We start from the raw sequence: 17,209 nt of genomic DNA, 5'->3' as shown, positions 1-17,209 counted from the left end.
GCCCATCTCTTGGTATCACCTATGAGCTTGTCCTTTTTCAGTTCTATCCACAAGGACATTATTGCGCTGAGTCTCACTCCGTTGATTGCCACTAAGAAATGACCCGGGCACAGAATAAGAGGTGTGGCGGCGCGCCTTAAAGCTGTGGTGCGAAAGTTGTGAAGCTTACTTAGTCTGCGCTTGCGTTGTCGGATAGCGGGCACCAACTTAGATTTGCCAAAGGCCCACTGCTGTCGTCCAGCAGCAGGCCTCCACTGTCAAAACCTTCGAGGGGTTCAAATCTTCTAAAGGTTGGCGAGCAGGTCGTTGATTCGCGATTCCATGTCGGCGAGTGCTGCATCGACATCTTTCTGGCCGATGATGGCTGCGTTCATTTCCTCGCCAACGATATCCTGAATTGCAAACTGGCGCTGCACCGTGGCGGGCAGCGGTGTTCCGAGCGTGGCGATTGAAGACACGGTATCGCGGTGAGGCAGGGCCTTGAACGCATCGCTTTCCAGGACAGCTTTTACCGATGGCAGGTGACCGGTGCGCGCCCACTCGAAGTCGTTATCGGCAAAGAACTTCAGGAATTTGCCGATGGCTGCGGTTTGCTCCTCGGTTCGGTCTTTCTGGGAAACGCCCCAGGCGTGACCGTCGGCATATTGGGCTTTTTTGCCGAAGAAGAGTTGCGGATAAGGATACACCGCATAGCCACCTTTGTTCAGTGCGGTACCCTTCGTTTGCGAAGATGCGTTGTAGTCGCCAATCACCCATGTGCCGTTCAGTTGGACGCCGCCTTCACCCGCCAGAAACGCGTTGATCGCGCCCGCATAGTCCATGTCCTTGGTGGTGTCGTTGTTGTCGTAGAGCGCCTTGTAGAGCTCAATGACTTTCTTCGCCTCGGGCGTTTGCAGCTTGACCTTTGTCGGATCGGCAAAGAAATTGGAATCCTGCTGGAAGAGATATGTGTAGAAGTTGCGGGCGAACAGCGCCTTTTCATTGGCGAGGTTCTGGATCATGTAAGGTTTGCCGGTCTTTTCCCTGAACTGTTTGGCCTGCGCGAGAAGCTCGTCTAGGCTTGTCGGTAGCTTCGGGGTTCCGTCGGCATTTACAAGGCCTGCTTGCTTGAAGAGATCCATGTTGATGTGAAACAGCATGGTCCAGTTGTCGATGGGTAGGCCATACATTTTGCCTTCTTTGGTCACCCCGCCGCGCGCTGCTTCGGTAAACAGGTCCGGCGTGATGCCATTTTTCGCCAACAGTTCGTCAACTGGCAGCAACAAACCCTTGGACTGGTAATCCGAGATCGCGGAGTGGTGGATCGACACGATATCCGGCGGATCGCCAGCCGCAAATTGTGCCGTGAGCTGGTCATATCCTGGCCATTCCACCGTCGTAACCGAAATATGGATGTCGGGATTTTCGGCATTGAATTTGTTGATGATCGACGTGATGATCCCGCATTCCCCAACCGCCTTGGTAATATCGGTATTGGTGCCGAAATCCGCATCGCAGGCACCAAAGAAGCGCTGCAATGTCAGTTCCGTGGCAGCATATGCGGGGCTTGCTCCCATGAGTGCGACGACGGATGCCGCCGCCAAAAACGACTGTCTAAGTACCTGCATCATGATAGTCTCCTCCGTACATGATCGGTGTTATGATCCGGCGATTGCATGCGCCGGGCTTTTTGAAATGGCTCAACGCACCGCAGCACCCGACACCGCGGTAACGATGTATTTCTGGAAGAACAGGTAGAGAATGAGGATCGGTGCACCCGCAAAGACTGCCTGCGACATCAGAAAGCCAAGGCCTTCCGACTGTGCAAAATTCGTCTGTGTTGAAGCGATGCCGACCGTCAGCGTGTACATTTCCTTTTTTGTGCCGGAAATCAGTGGCCAGAAGTAATCGTTCCAGGCGTTTAGAAACGTGAATATTCCAAGGGTCGCTTGTGCCGGCAACGTTAGCGGCAACAAAACTTTCCAGAAAATCTTGAAGCGACTTGCATTGTCGAGCAACGCAGCTTCATCGAGCTCTTTCGGAATGGCCCGGAAATACTGCGTCATCAGGAATACGCCGAATGGTGCTGATAATCCGGGCAGAATAAGGCCGTGGTAGCTGTTGTGGAATTTGATCCAGCTGAACAGCTGGTGGCGCGCGATCAGCACCGCCTGCTCGGGCACGGCGAGACCCATCAAAACGAGCACGAAAATGACATTTCGGAACGGAAAGTTGAGCCGGGCAAAGCCGTAACCAGCAAGCGAAGCCAGGATGAGCGTGCCGATCGTCAGGCCACCCGAAACAATCAAGCTGTTGAGTATCCAGCGAAACACCGAAGATGTTGCCAGGATGTTGATGTAATTCTGGATGGTGTAGGGCGCATGAAACACGGCGTTCATGCTGACCATCAGCTCTTTGTTATCCTTGATCGAAAGGGCAACGACCCAGATGAGAGGTGCCATCATGATGACAGCCGAAGCGATTGTCAGACCGAGGATCACCCGGTCGCCTGTGGTGCGGCCGACCATGCCGGAAACGCGTTCATTGCTCATTGCGCATCTCCCTGTCGACGAGAAACCAGAAACTGGACCATGGCCGCGATCAGGATCAGTACGAACAGGACCTCAGATGCTGCTGCTCCGAGACCGAGGTCCCATTTCGTGAAGGCGGCTTCGTAAATATAAAGAACGAGCGGCTTGGAGACATTGTTTGGCCCGCCGTTCGACATCAGTTTCGCCTGACCGAACAACTGGAACTGAAGGACGATCTGGATCACGACGACCAGCACAAAAGTCCGCTTGATGGACGGGAAGGTAATGAAGCGGAAGGTGCGCCAGCGGCTGGCGTTGTCCAGCGCTGCCGCTTCGTAGATGTCACCAGGGATTTGCTGGAGGGCCGCGAGATAAAGCATCATGGGTAGACCGATGCACCACCAGATCGTCGCGATTGCAATCGCGATCATCACCAGATCGGGATTGGACAGGAAGGCGGGGGCGGTCGCGCCGAACCAGCCATAAATCGTTGATAGCAAGCCGAAGTTCGGGATGAAGACGATGCGCCAGACCAAAGTGACAATGGTAACGGAGAGGACAGACGAGGCGAAGAACACAGTGCGCAGCACAGCCGCTGTGCGCGTCTGGCGGTTGAGCGCCAGTGCCAGCAAAAGCCCGATGACGGCGAGAGCCGGAACGGTCAGCGCTACGAAGTAAAACGTGTTCCAGATCGACTGAATGAAAATGCGGTCGTTGAACAGACGGATGTAATTCGTCAGGCCAACGAAGCGACCGACGGAAAAGGCGTCTGCTTTGTGCAGGCTGAGCCATATGCCCCAAAAAAGGGGAACGACGAGCAGAGTGATGAAGAAGAAAAGGTAAGGCGCAACGAAAAGCGCATTGCGCCATAAGGGTGCATTGACCGACTGGACCTTGCGAGGTGCGCTGCTGACCGTCTCAGCCATGGTCGCCATCCTGCGCGTGATAAGCTCGACCATCCGCGTCGAAGAGATGCGCCCGCTGGCCATCCAGCGAAAGTCCGATCCTGTCTCCGATGTTTGCACGGCTAAGGCCGATATCTTCGGCGACGATCATGCTGCCATCGTCGAGCCGAGTGTAAAGCAGCGTGCGGTCCCCCAGTCGTTCCAACACCTCGACCGTGCCATTGGTGGCTGAAGGTGCGCCATCTTCCGCCCGCCGTATCGCTTCCGCGCGGATGCCAAGCGTCTGTTCACCGCTTGTCAGCATGCCGGCACGCACGCCCGTTTGCAGCCGGGAGCCATCCTGAAGGGTGGCGACTGCAAAGCCATCGGCCTCGGAAATCTGCACCGGCATGAAGTTCATCGTGGGCGAACCGACAAAGGTCGCGACGAAACGGCTGGCGGGACGCAGATAGATATCCATCGGCATTCCGATCTGCTCGATCTTGCGGTTGTTCATCACAACCACGCGGTCGGCGAGCGTCATTGCTTCGATCTGGTCGTGGGTTACGAAAATCATGGTGGATTTGACCCGGTTGCGCAGTTGGGCCAGTTCGACTCGGGTTCTCACACGCAAGGCGGCGTCGAGGTTGGAAAGAGGTTCATCGAATAGAAATGCTTTCGGTTCCTTGACGATGGCGCGCCCGATGGCCACGCGCTGTCGCTGGCCGCCGGAAAGCTGGCCCGGCTTGCGCTCAAGCAGATGGCCGATCTCCAGCATCCTTGCCGCTTCGGCGATACGGGCCGAGACCGTTTCGGGGGGAACACCTATGTTGTGGAGGCCGAACGCCATATTGTCCGAGACGGTCATGTGCGGGTAGAGCGCATAGGATTGGAATACCATAGCGATATCGCGCTTGCCGGGAGGAAGCGTGTCGATACGCTCGCCGTTGATGGAAATCGTACCTTCATCCACGCTTTCAAGCCCGGCGATCATGCGCAGCAAGGTAGACTTGCCGCATCCCGATGGGCCGAGAAAGACCATGAACTCGTTGGCTTTAACCGAGAGTGACAGGTTTTCCAGAACGGTCATGGCACCGTAGCGCTTGGTGACATTGTCTATTTCGATCTGCGCCGTCATGCCAGCCTCCACCCTGCCATCGACGCCATGTCGCGGTCTCTCCGTTCCGCGTAGATATCTATGTCCATCTTCTGCTCCCCCAACCGCGTTCTCAAGCCGACAGGCGGATCATGCGGTAACTCAGCGGTGCAACGGAAACGGTAAGCCGTTCCTGATCCAATATGGCACCTTCTCCCTTCACCGGTACGACATTGTCAGGCTTGTGTGCGGTGTTGGTGATGTTGATATCGGAGTGCGCAATGACCTGGTCGTTCACAATCGAGAGCGCACCGAATTCCAGCAATTGAACATCAAGATCCAGCGCTTCTGTGAGGTGACGATTGACGATGAAAAATGTCACATTGCCTTTGGCCTCGTCGCGCACAGCCGAAACATCAAGGTAGGGCACGGAGCCTACGCCGTCAGCTTCATAGGTTGGGCTATCGACCATCAGCTTCAGGGCCGTTCCACGCCCGTAGACGGATGCATAATAGTAAGGATAGAAAATCGTCTGACGCCAGGCAGGGCCGCCCGGAACCGTCATGATCGGTGCGATCACGTTGACGAGCTGTGCAAGGCAGGCGATCCGCACGACGTCCGACCGGTTGATGAACGTGTTAAGGATGCAACCAACCTGCAGCACATCCTCGAAATTATAGTCATCTTCCAAAAGCGCGGGCGCCTCTGGCCAACCGCTACCACCTTCGAGAATCGCACGGTCACGCTCCTTGGAGTGGTACCAAACGTTCCATTCGTCGAAAGAGATATAGACATCTTTCTTGGATCGCTTCTTCGACTTCACATAGGCGATCACACCGGCAACGGTGGCGATGTAATTGTCGAGTTCCAAACTGCGAGCGAGGTAATTCGCCGTGTCCTTGGCGCGGTTTTCGAAATACATATGCAGCGAGATATAGTCGACCTCGTTATATGTGTGCTCCAGAACGGTTGCCTCCCACTGCGGGTAAGTCGGCATGTGAGCATTCGACGACCCGCAGACGACCAGTTCGAGGCGGCTGTCGAAAGCGCGCATCGCTTTGGCCGTCTCATGGGCAAGTCTTCCATATTCGTCTGCTGTCTTGTGGCCGATCTGCCAGGGGCCGTCCATTTCGTTGCCAAGGCACCATAGGCGCACGTCGAATGGCTCTTCGCGGCCATTGGCGCGCCGCTTGTCGCTCCAGGTGCTACCCCCCTCGTGGTTGACGTATTCCAGAAAGTTGCGCGCCTCATCCAGACCACGAGAGCCGAGATTGACCGCCAGCATCATTTCCGTGCCGACAGAAGTACACCAGTCCGCGAATTCATGAATGCCGACCTGATTGCTCTCTGACGTGTGCCATGCAAGATCCAGCCTGACGGGGCGCTCTTTTCGCGGACCGATCCCGTCTTCCCAATTATAGGCTGAAACGAAGTTGCCGCCGGGATAACGGACAATCGGGACCTGAAGCTCCTTCACGAGGTCGATGACATCCTGCCGCATGCCGTTTTCATCGGCAGTCGCGTGATCCGGCTCGTAAATCCCTGTATAAACGGCCCGACCAAGATGCTCGATAAACGAACCGTAAAGGCGCGGATCGATCTCGGCGATGCTGAACTTGGCGTGGGCAGTAACGGCCGCCTTCATCTCATTCTCCATTATATCCAAATTTATGATATGTATCATTATTTGAGATAAATAGAGACAACAACGGCCTTTGGGTCAAGTTAAAAGTGTTGTGCAGCGCACCCGTCAAAACGGCCTAGCGCGTTCGCAATCGCAGCAAAATATCCTGGTCGTAATTTCCGAATCCCCGACCGAAAATATTGATACCGCCAGGATGTTTCGCGTCATTTTTCACGCCGATCCGCAGGCGTATGGAGTGATGGACTTCCAGTCCCAGATCGGAAAGCCGCACGTCCGATATGCGTAAGCCATCGACATAAGAGCCATCTTCGTTGACACGGAAACTCTTGAGCTTGCCATATTGCGAGCCTTTCAGTTTCCACCAATCGGGGGTGTAAACGCCCCTCTGGTCGCCAAAATCTCCAGGCGACGTCCATGTCGCGACGTCGATTCCATTGACAGCGAGGGTAATGTCTGAGGGCCAGTCAGCGCTGGTGCCCGGGACTTCTGAACTGAGCTCCAAAGCGAATTCGATCTCGCGAATTTCCGCATTCGAAAGCCTTGCATTGTTCGGAAACTGATACTCCACATAGCCGCGCGTGAACCATATCAGCGCTGTTTTCATGCGGTCTGGATCAAGAAACGTGCTGGGAACATCGAGCAGTCCAATGATGCCATCGACCGAGCAAAGACCACAGGGCGCGGACACCTCGAAGCTGGTGTAGAGACCCAAAGGCATCGACACCTCAATCGCGTTTTTTTCCGTTTCCTTGATGTTATCCTTCAGCACAATCAGGACTTCATCGTACACGCACGAGCAAATCTTCTGGCTTCCCTTGCGAGCCTTGATCGTTTCTGTGCGTATAAGCCCTGCGTCTTCCAGTAACTGGACGCTTGTTGAAACAGTTGATTGCGGAAGGCTCAGCTCAGCGGCAAGATCATTGACATTCATTGGTCCTTTCCGCTGCATCAGTTTCAGCATCGCAATACGGGCCGGTGATGCGAGAGCCTTGAGAACGGATTGATGCTCCTCTGGGTCCACGACAAGGAAATTGCGATTCAAAATCAGGCTCCCAAGAATAACAGCTCATCTTTTTTGTACCTGAAAACCTGATTTGATCAATGCGTAAATCACCAGCAAATCTATGACAGTCGATACAGTCGGATGGGTTTGATAACTCGTGCTCGCTGATTGCCGGGCCCTGCGTCCATCGGCAAGGCCCACGTCGGTACTAAGCTGGCGACCATCAGTCACTCCTGTTTGCTTTCCAGTCTGCATCGTCGAGTGCGTCAGGAGCCGCCATGGTCACCTCAGGCACACCTTCACATGGCGGATATCCCAGTTCAAAACCGGCGTGGAAGCACCTCATGGATCAGACTGCTTTCTTCATGAAACCCGCCACCTGACGATAACTTGCCGCTACCTCCTCCAGTTCTGCAGGTGAGATCAGGTCCTCGATCCGATCGTCCGGACCTTTGATGCGCGCTGCCGCAATGTCGAGCACGCGTTCGGGGCCAGACTGACGGTTGGTGAGCACGACCTTGGTGGTGGCGGGACGGCGGACGGCTTCGTAGGCGAGCAGTCCTGCGGGTCCGGGCTGTTCGGAAAGCGCGTCGGCAAGTGCCCGCCCATCGAGGATCGCTTGGGAAGCACCATTAGCGCCCATAGGATACATGGGATGTGCCGCGTCACCGAGAAGCGTTACGCGATCACGGGTCCACCACGGCAGCGGGTCGCGGTCGATCATCGGGTATTGCGTGATCTTTTGCGTGTTTTTCAACAGAGCCTGAATATCCAAATCCGGCATTTGGAAGCCGAGATATTCAGAGATGAAATCACGATCGGCCTCGCGCGTCCAGTCCGCTTCCTCGGCTGCGCGTGGATTGTCGTGGCGGACCTCTGCGACCCAGTTGATCAGCGCCTTTCCGTCGCGGGCGGCGCGTCCACTGATCGGATAGCAGACGAATTTCACATCGTGATCCCCGGCGATGAACATGGTCCGACCATCGGCAAACGGCGCCTGCAGGTTGGCGCCGCGCCACATCATCGTTCCCTCGTAATGCGCAGGCCCCTCATCGGGGTGAAGCTGCTGGCGCACCTTGGAACGGAAGCCATCCGCGCCGATCAGCAGGTCCCCTGCCGCAGACGACCCGTCCTGGAAGTTGACGCGGACACCGCGTTCATCCTGTTCGAAGCCAATGGCCGCCTTGCCGGTGATGACGGCATCTGGGCCGAGACGTTCACGGACGGTATCGAACAGCAGGAACTGCAATTGCCCGCGGTGGATCGAAAATTGCGGATAGTCGAACCCGGCCTCGACGCAACGCGGATCGGACTGGATGAGGTGTCCGAAACGGGTGCGATATTCGATTGCCCGTGTCCGAATGGCAATGTCGTCAAGCGCGTCGCCCAAACCCAATCCGAACAGAACGCCCGAGGCATGCGGCATGACGTTGATGCCGACGCCGAGTGGTTGCAGGGTATCGACAGCCTCGAAAACATTGACGTCGAAGCCTTTTTCATGAAGGCAGAGGGCTGCGGCAAGGCCGCCGATACCAGCGCCAGCGATGAGGATTTTCATGGGGTGATCTCCTTGGAAGAGGTGATTGCGTCTTTTTTCCTTTCCTCGAACAGGATCGACACGGTTTCATCGACCGCGATATCAACGAGGCAGGGGCCGTCATGGGCAAAGGCGTCAGTCAAGGCACGATCCAGATCGCCGGGCTCCGTCACCCGTTGGGCGGGGCATCCGAACCCACGAGCCAGCGAGACGAAATCGAGCCCCGGCAGATCGATGCCCGGTGGTCTTTCGGCCTGCATGATACGGCTGAAGAAGCGCATGGCACCGTAACCGGAATTGTTCATGACGACGAAGGTGATCGGCAACCTCTGTTGAACAGCCGTCCATATCCCCTGCACGCAGTACATGGCCGACCCGTCACCAATCAGGCAGATAATGCGCTGACCGGGGCGCGCCAAGGCGACCCCCACGGATGCCGGAAGGCTGTATCCGAGGCCGCCGCTGGACATAGTGTAAAAGCTGTCTGCCCCTGCCATGGGGAAATAGGTTTGTATGGCGGGCCTGTGCGACGGTGCCTCCTCGACAACGATGGCGGCCGGTGGCAGGAGCGCCGACAGTCGGCTGAGCGCAAAGCTCGGCGGAATGGGCGTTGCGGCTTGCGGCACGGGTGGTGCTTTTCGCGCAGCCGGTGCTTGCCTTTGCGTTGTGTCTGGTAGTGCCGACAAAAGTGCAGTCAGGGATTTCGGGATCGTGCCGATCAGACTTTCGCCGACAGGCGACGTCGCAGCCTCCGTCGGGTCATCGGTGATTTGCCAGATAGGCGTGCCGTTGGTGAAAAGATCGCAATACCCTTCCACATGGAAGGTAAACACCGGCGCGCCGAAGACGACAATGAGATCGGCGCCCCGTAGCGCTTCGGCAAGCGCGCCGGGTGCGGCATGCAGGAACCCGGCAAAAAGTGGATGCCTCTCGGGGAAGCTCGCCCGGCTCGACATCGGGCTTGCCCAAACGGCTGCCTTTGCGCGCTCGGCAATTGCCACCATCTGCTCCACCGCGCCATTGCGATCGACATCAGGCCCGACGACAAAAACGGGATTGTCTGCCTTCGCAATGGCGGCTGCCAGACGCTCAATGGCCGTGATATCAGGTGCAAATTCGCCTGCGATGGAGCGAATCTCCGGGACAGACCCTGGGCGTGCCCAATCATCCGACGGTATCGACACGAATGTCGGCCCACGCGGGTGCTGCATGGAGATGAGAAACGCCTTCGCGATTGCGGCTGGAACATCTTCGGCGCGCGCTGGCTCCACACTCCACTTCACATACGGTTTGGGAAATTGAGCAGCCTCTTCGGCAAACAGGTAGGGACGAAGTGCCAGAATGCTGCGGGCCTGCTGACCGGCTGTCACCACCAGCGGCGTCTTGTTGCGAAACGCCGTGAACAGATTACCCAAGGCGTGGCCAAGGCCCGCCGCAGAATGAAGGTTGACGAAGGCCGGTCGCCCCGTTGCCTGGGCATAGCCGTCTGCCATGCCGACAACGCAGGCCTCCTGCAGGCCCAGAACATAGTCGATATCGTCAGGCCAATCATGCAGGAAGGCAAGTTCGGTCGAGCCGGGATTGCCGAAGACCCGGTCGACCCCGAAGGAGCGCAGCACATCGAGCGTGGCCTCCCGGACGGTGAGGGTATGTTTTGCCATAGTCATTGCGTCTTTCTGCATCGTTAGAAGGGGTAATGCTGTGCTTCTGTCTCGATGGTGATCCAGCGAAGGTCAGTAAATGCGGCAATGCCCGCCTGCCCGCCGAAGTGACCGAAGCCCGAGCCCTTGACGCCGCCGAAGGGCATTTGCGCCTCGTCGTGGACGGTCGGACCGTTGACGTGGCAGATGCCGGACTCAATGCGCTTGGCCACCACGAGAGCCCGTGCGACATCGCGCCCGAAGACTGCGGCGGAAAGACCGTATTCGCTGTCATTGGCAAGACGAATGGCATCCTCCGTGCCCTGCGCGCGGATGACCGACACGACCGGGCCGAAGCTTTCTTCGCTGTAGATACGCATCGCATCCGTCACGTGGTCGAGAACCGTCGCTGGAACAACGGTGCCTGTTCGTTCACCACCTGCCACACGCTTGGCTCCCTTGCCGACAGCGTCATCGATGAGGTCACTGACGCGTTTTGCCGGTGCTTCATCGACGAGGGAGCCGATGACGACGGGGGCTTTGCGGGGATCGCCGCTTGGCAGGCTGGCAGCCTTCGCCGCCAGCTTCTCAACGAATTGATCGGCGACCGAAGCATCGACGATGACACGTTCCGTCGACATGCAGACCTGCCCCTGATTGATAAAGGCGCCGAACGCGACGGCAGCAACCGCAGCATCAAGATCCGCATCATCCAGAACGATCAGCGGCGCTTTACCACCCAGTTCCAGCACCGCCGGCTTGAGGTGGCGGCCCGCAAGTTCACCAACGATCCGCCCGACGCGGGTCGAGCCTGTAAAGTTAATCCGTTTGACCGCCGGATGGGCGATCAACCTCTCAACGATGGCGGGGGCATCTTCCGGGGCATTGGTGATGACATTGACGACACCGGCGGGGAAACCTGCCTTTCTGAACACCTCGCCAATCAATCGATGGGTGCCGGGGCAGATTTCCGAGGCTTTCAGAACGACGGTGTTGCCGCAGGCCAGAGGCGTTGCGACGGCACGAACGCCAAGAATGATCGGCGCATTCCACGGCGCGATACCAAGGCAGACACCCGCTGGCTGCCGCACGGCCATGGAAAGGCAACCCGGCTTGTCTGACGGGATGACGTCACCGGTGATCTGTGTGGTCAGCGATGCAGCCTCACGCAGCATCCCGCTGGCAAGCTTGACGTTGAAGTTGGCCCAGACGTCAGTCGTGCCGATTTCGGTTATCATGGTGCGGACGAATTCCTCGCGCATGCTTTCGAAGACATCGGCAGCCTTCAAGAGCAGCATGCGCCGGTCATTGGGGCCACGCAGCGACCATGCAGAGAAAGCGGCTGAAGCAGCGGATACGGCGGCGTCCGCATCCTCCACCGTTGCGGCAGGGGCAGTCGTTGCTACCTGCTTCGACAGCGGATCGACACGATCAAACGTCTTGCCATTGCTGGCCTGCGCTTCGCGATCACCGATCAGAAGATGGATATTCATTGGTTTTCCTCCCATGCGAAAATGATGTCTGGGGCTTATTCAGTGCGAAAGTGGGTCGTCCTTGGTTTCGCGAACGAAACGCAGGGCTAGGGCAGCGGCGATGGCGATGACGACGTAATAAGCGACGATTGACCACGTGCTGCCGGTGGCTGCGTAAAGTGCTGTGGCAATCAAAGGCGCGAGACCGCCGCCAAGGACCGTTCCCATCTGCTTGCCGATCGAAACGCCGCTGAACCGGATGCGTGTCGGAAAGAGTTCCGGGAAGTAACTGCCCTCGGTGCTGAACATCAGCGGGTGAATGATACCTGCCGTAATGATCACGGCGCCCATGATGAGGGCGGTGTTTTGAGTGGCGAGCAGACTGTAGAACACCAGCATGGACAGTGCTGCCAGTATGAGGCCTGCGAGAAAGAGGCGCTTGCGTCCGGTTCGATCCGACCATCTGCCGATGATTGGCATAGCAACCATTGCAACAATATTGGCGAACAACACCGCTTGCGTCATCACCTCTTTGCTGACCCCCAACTGGCGGGTGGCAAAGGAAAGCGTGAATATGGCGGTAAGATAGAAGAAGGAAGTTTGCGCCATCTCGGCCACGAGAACAGCCAGTATGGGTTTTGGATGAGATTTCAGAGCTTCCAGCGCCGGAATTTTCGAGTTCGTTTCCGAGCGAACGGCTGCCTGACGAAAGGTGGAGCTTTCCTCTATCCGAAGACGGATATAAATTCCGATGCCGACGAGAACACCGCTGATCAGGAAGGGCACTCTCCAGCCCCATGACAGCAGATCCGGCTCGGACAGCTGGGTAATGGCCATTGCGGCCAAGGACGCTAGGACGACGCCGAGAGGACCAGCAGCCTGAATAATCGCTGCGGCGAAGCCTCGACGGTCTCCGGGAGCTGTTTCGATTGCCATCAGGCTTGCGGCGGTGGATTCACCTCCAAGTGCAAACCCCTGAAGGAACCGCAACAGCAGCAGCGCCAGGGTCGCCAGCACGCCCACATCCGCATAGGTCGGCAGCAAGCCGATCAACATGGTCGACAGGCCCATGATCAACAGGGTCACGAGCAGCACCGATTTACGACCGATCCGGTCTCCGAAGTGGCCGAACACGAGGCCGCCGAGAGGACGTGCCAGAAAGCCGACCGCAAAGGTCGCAAACACGGCGAGTGTTGCGGTCAGCTGGTCGAATTTCGGAAAGAACAGTTTGTCGAAGACGATGGGCGCGATAAGTCCATAGAGAAAAAAGTCATACCACTCGATGGTCGTGCCGATCGTACCGGCGATGAGAATGCGACGGCGTGCGGAAGCGTTTTCCGCTGTTTCCGCCTGCGCTGCATCCGTATTGAAAGAATAGGTCTTGTCCGTAGACATAGGCTCCTCCCGAGCGCACTGAAAGGATCGCCGTCGTGCAGATCACATGCGCACGGCTTTCCCATCTCGACAGCGAGGCTGCCGGATTTTTGGTCTTGTTGATTGTGGATGCGCGGCTGATGCCTCAGATGGCGTATTGAATACGCACATCTGCTGTTGCCCTAGCCACGCTGCAAAGTGGTGGCAGCAGACCTCAAGTCAGCTCCGCCGGGCTACCCCTGTTCGTGATTTCATATTGTCCTCCTCATTTTTACGAAAGCGGGTAGCCTCTCCCAGGCCATTTGCATCTTTCGATTTCGCCAAGTTGCGCTTTGACCTTGCAATCCTCAATGCACTTAGGCGACAATAAATGTCACTTTTTCAAACGGGGTACCCGATGGCTGAACCTCTTCTCGATCGTAATCGCTTCGTTCTGGGCGACGCCTCGCAACACGTCGGCTTTCTCAATTGCGAACGCATTTCCGAGCGTCGGCACATCCACGGATGGCGGGTCGAGCCGCATTATCACGAGGGTCTGACGCAGGTCTTCTTCTTTTGGGATAAGCAGGTTTTGGGCCAGATCGATTTCGAAGAGGCGTCCATAACAACCCCGGCACTGGTCTGGATGCCACCTCTGATCAGCCACGGGTTTGACTACCCGGAAGACATCTGCGGATGGGTTATCACAGTCCCCAGTGTCGATTTAGCACGTTTGGCGGCGGCAATGCCCTGGATCGAGCCTTGGATCTCACGTCCTGCCACTTTGGTCGGAGATGATCTCAAAAATGATCTCTCTTCCCTAAAGGCCCTGTTTGAGGAGATCGAAATTGAACACACTCTGTGGGGAGAAGATCGAAGCGTCGTTCTTGAAGCGCTGTTTCGCATTATTGTCGTTCGGCTACATCGTATTTTCCAAAAAACACAATCACATGAGATGTCAAAGCGTGCGCCGCGCCATGCGCTGGTTGCACGATTCGAAACACTTGTTGATCGAGACTATCTACAAGATCGGTCCGTGAGCGACTATGCTGCGGAGCTATCGATAACGTCGACCTATCTGACGCGATGCGTCAAAGCAGCGACGGGAAAGACGGCTGGTGAAATCATTGACGATAGGCTGTTGCTCGAGGCACGACGATTGATCGTGTTCACCGATCTTCCTATCTCTGAGATAAGCTATCGACTGAACTTCTCAACGCCCTCCTATTTTACGCGGTTTTTTACGCACCGCGCTGGCGAAAAGCCGAGCATATTCCGCAACCGCATGCGCGCCGAGCGACAGTCGAGATAGCAGTCGTTCATCGACGCAAAGGTTGTCGCGAAGCGATTGCGCGCACTAGTTGGAGCGCATTCTTGCACATAAGACGCTTGAGAACGTCAAAGCATGGCGATGGCGCGGCACCAGCCTGCGGAGCCACCCTTGATCTTGACCGGCAGGCAGGAGACGGTGAAACCGGAAGGGGGCAGTTCGTCCAGCCGTGTCAGTTTTTCCATATGCATTAAAATACCCTCGCGGCCCGCCTTGTGGCCTTCCCATATGAGACCGGCATCTCCGGTTTCTGCAAAGCGTTTCGCGGTGACAGGAAAAGGTGCGTCCCATGACCAGGCGTCTGTTCCGGCGATGTGGATGCCCTGCGCCATTAGCCAGTGGGTCGCGGCACGGCCTATGCCGCAACCTCGTCCGAGATAATCAGGGCGACCATAGGCGGCGCCGGCTGCCGTATTGATCAGGACGATGTCGAAGGGTTGCAGCGTGTGGCCGGAGGCCCGCACGGCGGCTTCGATATCATCGACACCGGCCACATGACCGTCGGGCAAACCGCGAAGATCGAGTTTCACGCCCGGACGGATACACCAGTCCAGCGGTACCTCGTCGATCGTCCAGGCCCGCTCTCCATTGTTCATGGTGGACGCAAAATGCCAGGGGGCGTCGAGATGCGTGCCTGCATGGGTGCTCAGATTCAGTTGCTCGACCGCCCAGCCTTCGCCGCCGGGAACATCTGCGATATCGAGACCTGGAAAGAAACGAAGAACTTCTTCAGCACCTTCCCTGTGGTTCGTATAGCTGATCTTTGGTCCAAGACCCGGCGGGTCAACCGGTACATCATTCTCGATGGCAACTGAAAGATCGATAATCTTCATCATTCGTCTCCTGAAAGTACTGTTCGCGCCAACGTTTCCAGATCGACGTCGGTGCAGAAGCTGAGGGTGCGGGCCGCGGTATCATCAAGTGGTGGCATGGCGCCAAAAACACGTTGAAGCTTTTCGTCGGATTGCCAGCCAATGCGAGCTGCCTTGCCGATCACGCGCGCAATGGCCTCCGCCATCTCCTGCAGGCTGGCATGGTTTACCGGGGGCTGGATGACTGTGTGGTCGCTGCCCGAAAGGCGCGCGGCATGTAGCAGAATTCCGGTCGCGGCCCGGCGTGACATCCACCAGCAGGTGCTGGTTGCCGGGATGGGGCACTCGTAAGCCTCGCCCGCTGCAATCTTGTGGAAAATGTGGCTCATGAAAGCCGATCCATGGCCGCTCTCGCTCGGTGGTCTGGCGACGATGCCCGGAAACCGCAGGCTGATGGCCGAAAGTGCTTTTTGTCGCGACAGATCGGATAGCATGATCTCCATCATCAGCTTGTGAGCGCCGTAGGTCAGAAGCGGTGCGGGCTGTGTTCGGGGCGTTACAGTGTCCTTTCCAAGGTCTCCATAAACGGCGATCGAGGACGCGAAGACGAAACGGGCACCCGGGCGACGGGCGGCAACGCTGCTGGCAAGCGCAAGAGACGCCAGAAGATTACTACGGTGACCGAGTTCCTGCTCCTGTTCGGCAAGGCCACCCGGAATGCTTGCGAGATGAAAGACGAGATCAAAGCCGGGTTCGAGCAGATTTTCGAGGAAATCAGCATCCCCGAGATCTCCAATTATGGTTTCCGCACCGGGTGGTGCCGGTTGAGCAAAGGCGCGGTCGGTCAGCACCAGCCGTTTGGCATCGGGAAAAGCCGGGGCGAGGGCCTGAACAAGACCCCGACCGAGAAAACCGTCCGCTCCTGTGACCAGAACACGCATCAGGCCTTGACCACGCTCTGATCGATAACGCCGAAGGGCGCGGAGCCATCGGGCAGACGGGCCTCCATGCGAACACGATCACCCCAAGTGAGAAATGGGGTATGCGATGCGCCCTCATCCAGTAACTCGATCACACGTATCTCGGAAATGCACGAGGACCCGGCAGCACGGTCAGCATTGGAAACCGTGCCGGAGCCGAAAATCGTGCCAGCGGAAAGTCTGCGGGTAAGAGCGCAATGGGCAATCAGTTCGCCGAAGGAGAAATGCATCTCGTTTCCATGGGCACGCCCGACTTCTCGGCCATTGATCGCCACATGCAAGGGGAGACCGACGCGACCGTTCGACCAATGCGGGCCCAGTTCATCCGGGGTAATGGCGACGGGTGCAAACGCGGTAGAGGGTTTTGCCTGCAGGAAACCGAACCCGGCGCGCATTTCACGGGGCCCGAAGGACCGTAGGGACCAGTCGTTGATCTGCACTAGAAGCCGCACATGATCTGCCGCCTTTTCCGCCGTCGTCCCCATCGGGACATCGGAAAGGATCACGCCGAACTCACCTTCCATATCGATGAAGTGCTTGTCATCGAGGAACTCTACTTCGGCCAACGGGCCACGAAAATCGTCGCTGGCGCCCTGATAGATAAGCGGCACGGTTTCGAATTCGGGATTGGGCGGATTGGCAAAGGCCTTATCCATCAACCGGCCATGATTGAGAAAGGCGGAGGCATCCAGCCATTGCGGGGCGCGCGGAAGCGGAGCCAGACAGCGCTGTGGCTCGAAACGGGTCGCAAATGGCTCGTCGCCCGCATTCAGCCGGTCGTAAACGACAGCAAGCGCCGGTGCAGAGGTTTCCCAATCCTCGATTGCACCCAGCAGCGACGCGGCGATGCCGGTGGCGGGTACTGCGCGTGTCATGTCACGTGAGACGACCCAGAGTTGGCCGTCACGGCTTCCGTCATGATAGGTGGCGAACTTCATGTTGACCTC

14 protein-coding genes are annotated in these 17,209 nt (G+C 57.3%); 1 reads left to right on the top strand and 13 read right to left on the bottom strand.

Annotated features, from left to right (window positions below):
- Nucleotides 1-284 precede the first annotated feature (284 nt).
- The 10 genes from QRN55_RS19065 to QRN55_RS19020 all read right to left on the bottom strand — a co-directional run bounded on the left by QRN55_RS19065 (nucleotide 285) and on the right by QRN55_RS19020 (nucleotide 13,182).
- Nucleotides 285-1,607: an extracellular solute-binding protein gene (locus QRN55_RS19065; RefSeq protein WP_502871355.1), complete on the bottom strand. Its 1,323-nt coding sequence runs from the start codon at nucleotides 1,605-1,607 to the stop codon at nucleotides 285-287.
- A 72-nt stretch (nucleotides 1,608-1,679) separates the two neighbouring features.
- Entirely contained in the window at nucleotides 1,680-2,531 is an 852-nt protein-coding gene (locus tag QRN55_RS19060; protein WP_284777907.1) for a carbohydrate ABC transporter permease, read from the bottom strand.
- Entirely contained in the window at nucleotides 2,528-3,445 is a 918-nt protein-coding gene (locus tag QRN55_RS19055) for a carbohydrate ABC transporter permease (RefSeq protein WP_502871352.1), read from the bottom strand. The genes QRN55_RS19060 and QRN55_RS19055 overlap by 4 nt, the downstream gene beginning before the upstream one ends.
- Nucleotides 3,429-4,532 (bottom strand): ABC transporter ATP-binding protein, encoded by a 1,104-nt coding sequence (locus tag QRN55_RS19050; RefSeq protein ID WP_284777906.1) that lies wholly within the window; start codon nucleotides 4,530-4,532, stop codon nucleotides 3,429-3,431. The genes QRN55_RS19055 and QRN55_RS19050 overlap by 17 nt, the downstream gene beginning before the upstream one ends.
- Before the next feature lie 91 nt (nucleotides 4,533-4,623).
- Nucleotides 4,624-6,135, bottom strand: a complete 1,512-nt coding sequence (arfA, locus tag QRN55_RS19045) for an arabinosylfuranosidase ArfA (protein ID WP_284777905.1) — start codon at nucleotides 6,133-6,135, stop codon at nucleotides 4,624-4,626.
- Nucleotides 6,136-6,250: 115 nt separating this feature from the next.
- A complete protein-coding gene (locus tag QRN55_RS19040) occupies nucleotides 6,251-7,177 on the bottom strand; it encodes an ArsR/SmtB family transcription factor (protein WP_112500586.1) in 927 nt (308 codons plus the stop codon).
- Between the two features lie 310 nt (nucleotides 7,178-7,487).
- The gene (locus tag QRN55_RS19035; RefSeq protein WP_284777904.1) at nucleotides 7,488-8,696 is read right to left on the bottom strand and encodes a flavin-dependent oxidoreductase; all 1,209 of its coding nucleotides are present in this window, start codon (nucleotides 8,694-8,696) and stop codon (nucleotides 7,488-7,490) included.
- Nucleotides 8,693-10,357: a benzoylformate decarboxylase gene (mdlC, locus tag QRN55_RS19030; protein WP_284777903.1), complete on the bottom strand. Its 1,665-nt coding sequence runs from the start codon at nucleotides 10,355-10,357 to the stop codon at nucleotides 8,693-8,695. The genes QRN55_RS19035 and mdlC overlap by 4 nt, the downstream gene beginning before the upstream one ends.
- 2 nt (nucleotides 10,358-10,359) lie before the next feature.
- Entirely contained in the window at nucleotides 10,360-11,808 is a 1,449-nt protein-coding gene (locus QRN55_RS19025; RefSeq protein WP_284777902.1) for an aldehyde dehydrogenase, read from the bottom strand.
- A gap of 39 nt (nucleotides 11,809-11,847) precedes the next feature.
- A complete protein-coding gene (locus tag QRN55_RS19020) occupies nucleotides 11,848-13,182 on the bottom strand; it encodes an MFS transporter (RefSeq protein WP_284777901.1) in 1,335 nt (444 codons plus the stop codon).
- 376 nt (nucleotides 13,183-13,558) lie between these two features.
- Between QRN55_RS19020 and QRN55_RS19015 the strand changes: the two genes are divergently transcribed.
- Entirely contained in the window at nucleotides 13,559-14,452 is an 894-nt protein-coding gene (locus QRN55_RS19015; RefSeq protein WP_284777900.1) for an AraC family transcriptional regulator, read from the top strand.
- An 86-nt stretch (nucleotides 14,453-14,538) separates the two neighbouring features.
- Here QRN55_RS19015 and QRN55_RS19010 read toward each other — a convergent pair whose 3' ends face one another.
- The 3 genes from QRN55_RS19010 to QRN55_RS19000 are packed head-to-tail and all read right to left on the bottom strand — an operon-like array spanning nucleotide 14,539 to nucleotide 17,200.
- On the bottom strand, nucleotides 14,539-15,306 hold the full coding sequence (locus tag QRN55_RS19010; RefSeq protein WP_284777899.1) for a cyclase family protein: 768 nt from the start codon (nucleotides 15,304-15,306) through the stop codon (nucleotides 14,539-14,541).
- Nucleotides 15,303-16,223, bottom strand: a complete 921-nt coding sequence (locus QRN55_RS19005; protein ID WP_284777898.1) for an NAD-dependent epimerase/dehydratase family protein — start codon at nucleotides 16,221-16,223, stop codon at nucleotides 15,303-15,305. The genes QRN55_RS19010 and QRN55_RS19005 overlap by 4 nt, the downstream gene beginning before the upstream one ends.
- The gene (locus QRN55_RS19000; protein WP_284777897.1) at nucleotides 16,223-17,200 is read right to left on the bottom strand and encodes a fumarylacetoacetate hydrolase family protein; all 978 of its coding nucleotides are present in this window, start codon (nucleotides 17,198-17,200) and stop codon (nucleotides 16,223-16,225) included. Before QRN55_RS19000 ends, QRN55_RS19005 begins: the two co-directional genes overlap by 1 nt.
- Nucleotides 17,201-17,209: the final 9 nt, after the last annotated feature.

The sequence above is a fragment of the Agrobacterium sp. lyk4-40-TYG-31 genome (assembly GCF_030209855.1).
Lineage (GTDB): Bacteria > Pseudomonadota > Alphaproteobacteria > Rhizobiales > Rhizobiaceae > Agrobacterium > Agrobacterium vaccinii.
Note: the sequence above shows the minus strand (reverse complement) of the source record. Positions and strands in the feature narration are given on the sequence as shown.

What these genes read in the sequence shown, in the direction of transcription:
- QRN55_RS19005 (WP_284777898.1), bottom strand. Translation starts at nt 16,223, where the DNA reads ATGCGTGTTCTGGTCACAGGAGCGGACGGTTTTCTCGGTCGGGGTCTT.
- QRN55_RS19020 (WP_284777901.1), bottom strand. Translation starts at nt 13,182, where the DNA reads ATGTCTACGGACAAGACCTATTCTTTCAATACGGATGCAGCGCAGGCG.
- QRN55_RS19015 (WP_284777900.1), top strand. Translation starts at nt 13,559, where the DNA reads ATGGCTGAACCTCTTCTCGATCGTAATCGCTTCGTTCTGGGCGACGCC.
- arfA (WP_284777905.1), bottom strand. Translation starts at nt 6,135, where the DNA reads ATGAAGGCGGCCGTTACTGCCCACGCCAAGTTCAGCATCGCCGAGATC.
- QRN55_RS19025 (WP_284777902.1), bottom strand. Translation starts at nt 11,808, where the DNA reads ATGAATATCCATCTTCTGATCGGTGATCGCGAAGCGCAGGCCAGCAAT.
- QRN55_RS19000 (WP_284777897.1), bottom strand. Translation starts at nt 17,200, where the DNA reads ATGAAGTTCGCCACCTATCATGACGGAAGCCGTGACGGCCAACTCTGG.
- QRN55_RS19010 (WP_284777899.1), bottom strand. Translation starts at nt 15,306, where the DNA reads ATGATGAAGATTATCGATCTTTCAGTTGCCATCGAGAATGATGTACCG.
- QRN55_RS19060 (WP_284777907.1), bottom strand. Translation starts at nt 2,531, where the DNA reads ATGAGCAATGAACGCGTTTCCGGCATGGTCGGCCGCACCACAGGCGAC.
- QRN55_RS19055 (WP_502871352.1), bottom strand. Translation starts at nt 3,445, where the DNA reads ATGGCGACCATGGCTGAGACGGTCAGCAGCGCACCTCGCAAGGTCCAG.
- QRN55_RS19065 (WP_502871355.1), bottom strand. Translation starts at nt 1,607, where the DNA reads ATGCAGGTACTTAGACAGTCGTTTTTGGCGGCGGCATCCGTCGTCGCA.
- QRN55_RS19050 (WP_284777906.1), bottom strand. Translation starts at nt 4,532, where the DNA reads ATGACGGCGCAGATCGAAATAGACAATGTCACCAAGCGCTACGGTGCC.
- QRN55_RS19035 (WP_284777904.1), bottom strand. Translation starts at nt 8,696, where the DNA reads ATGAAAATCCTCATCGCTGGCGCTGGTATCGGCGGCCTTGCCGCAGCC.
- mdlC (WP_284777903.1), bottom strand. Translation starts at nt 10,357, where the DNA reads ATGCAGAAAGACGCAATGACTATGGCAAAACATACCCTCACCGTCCGG.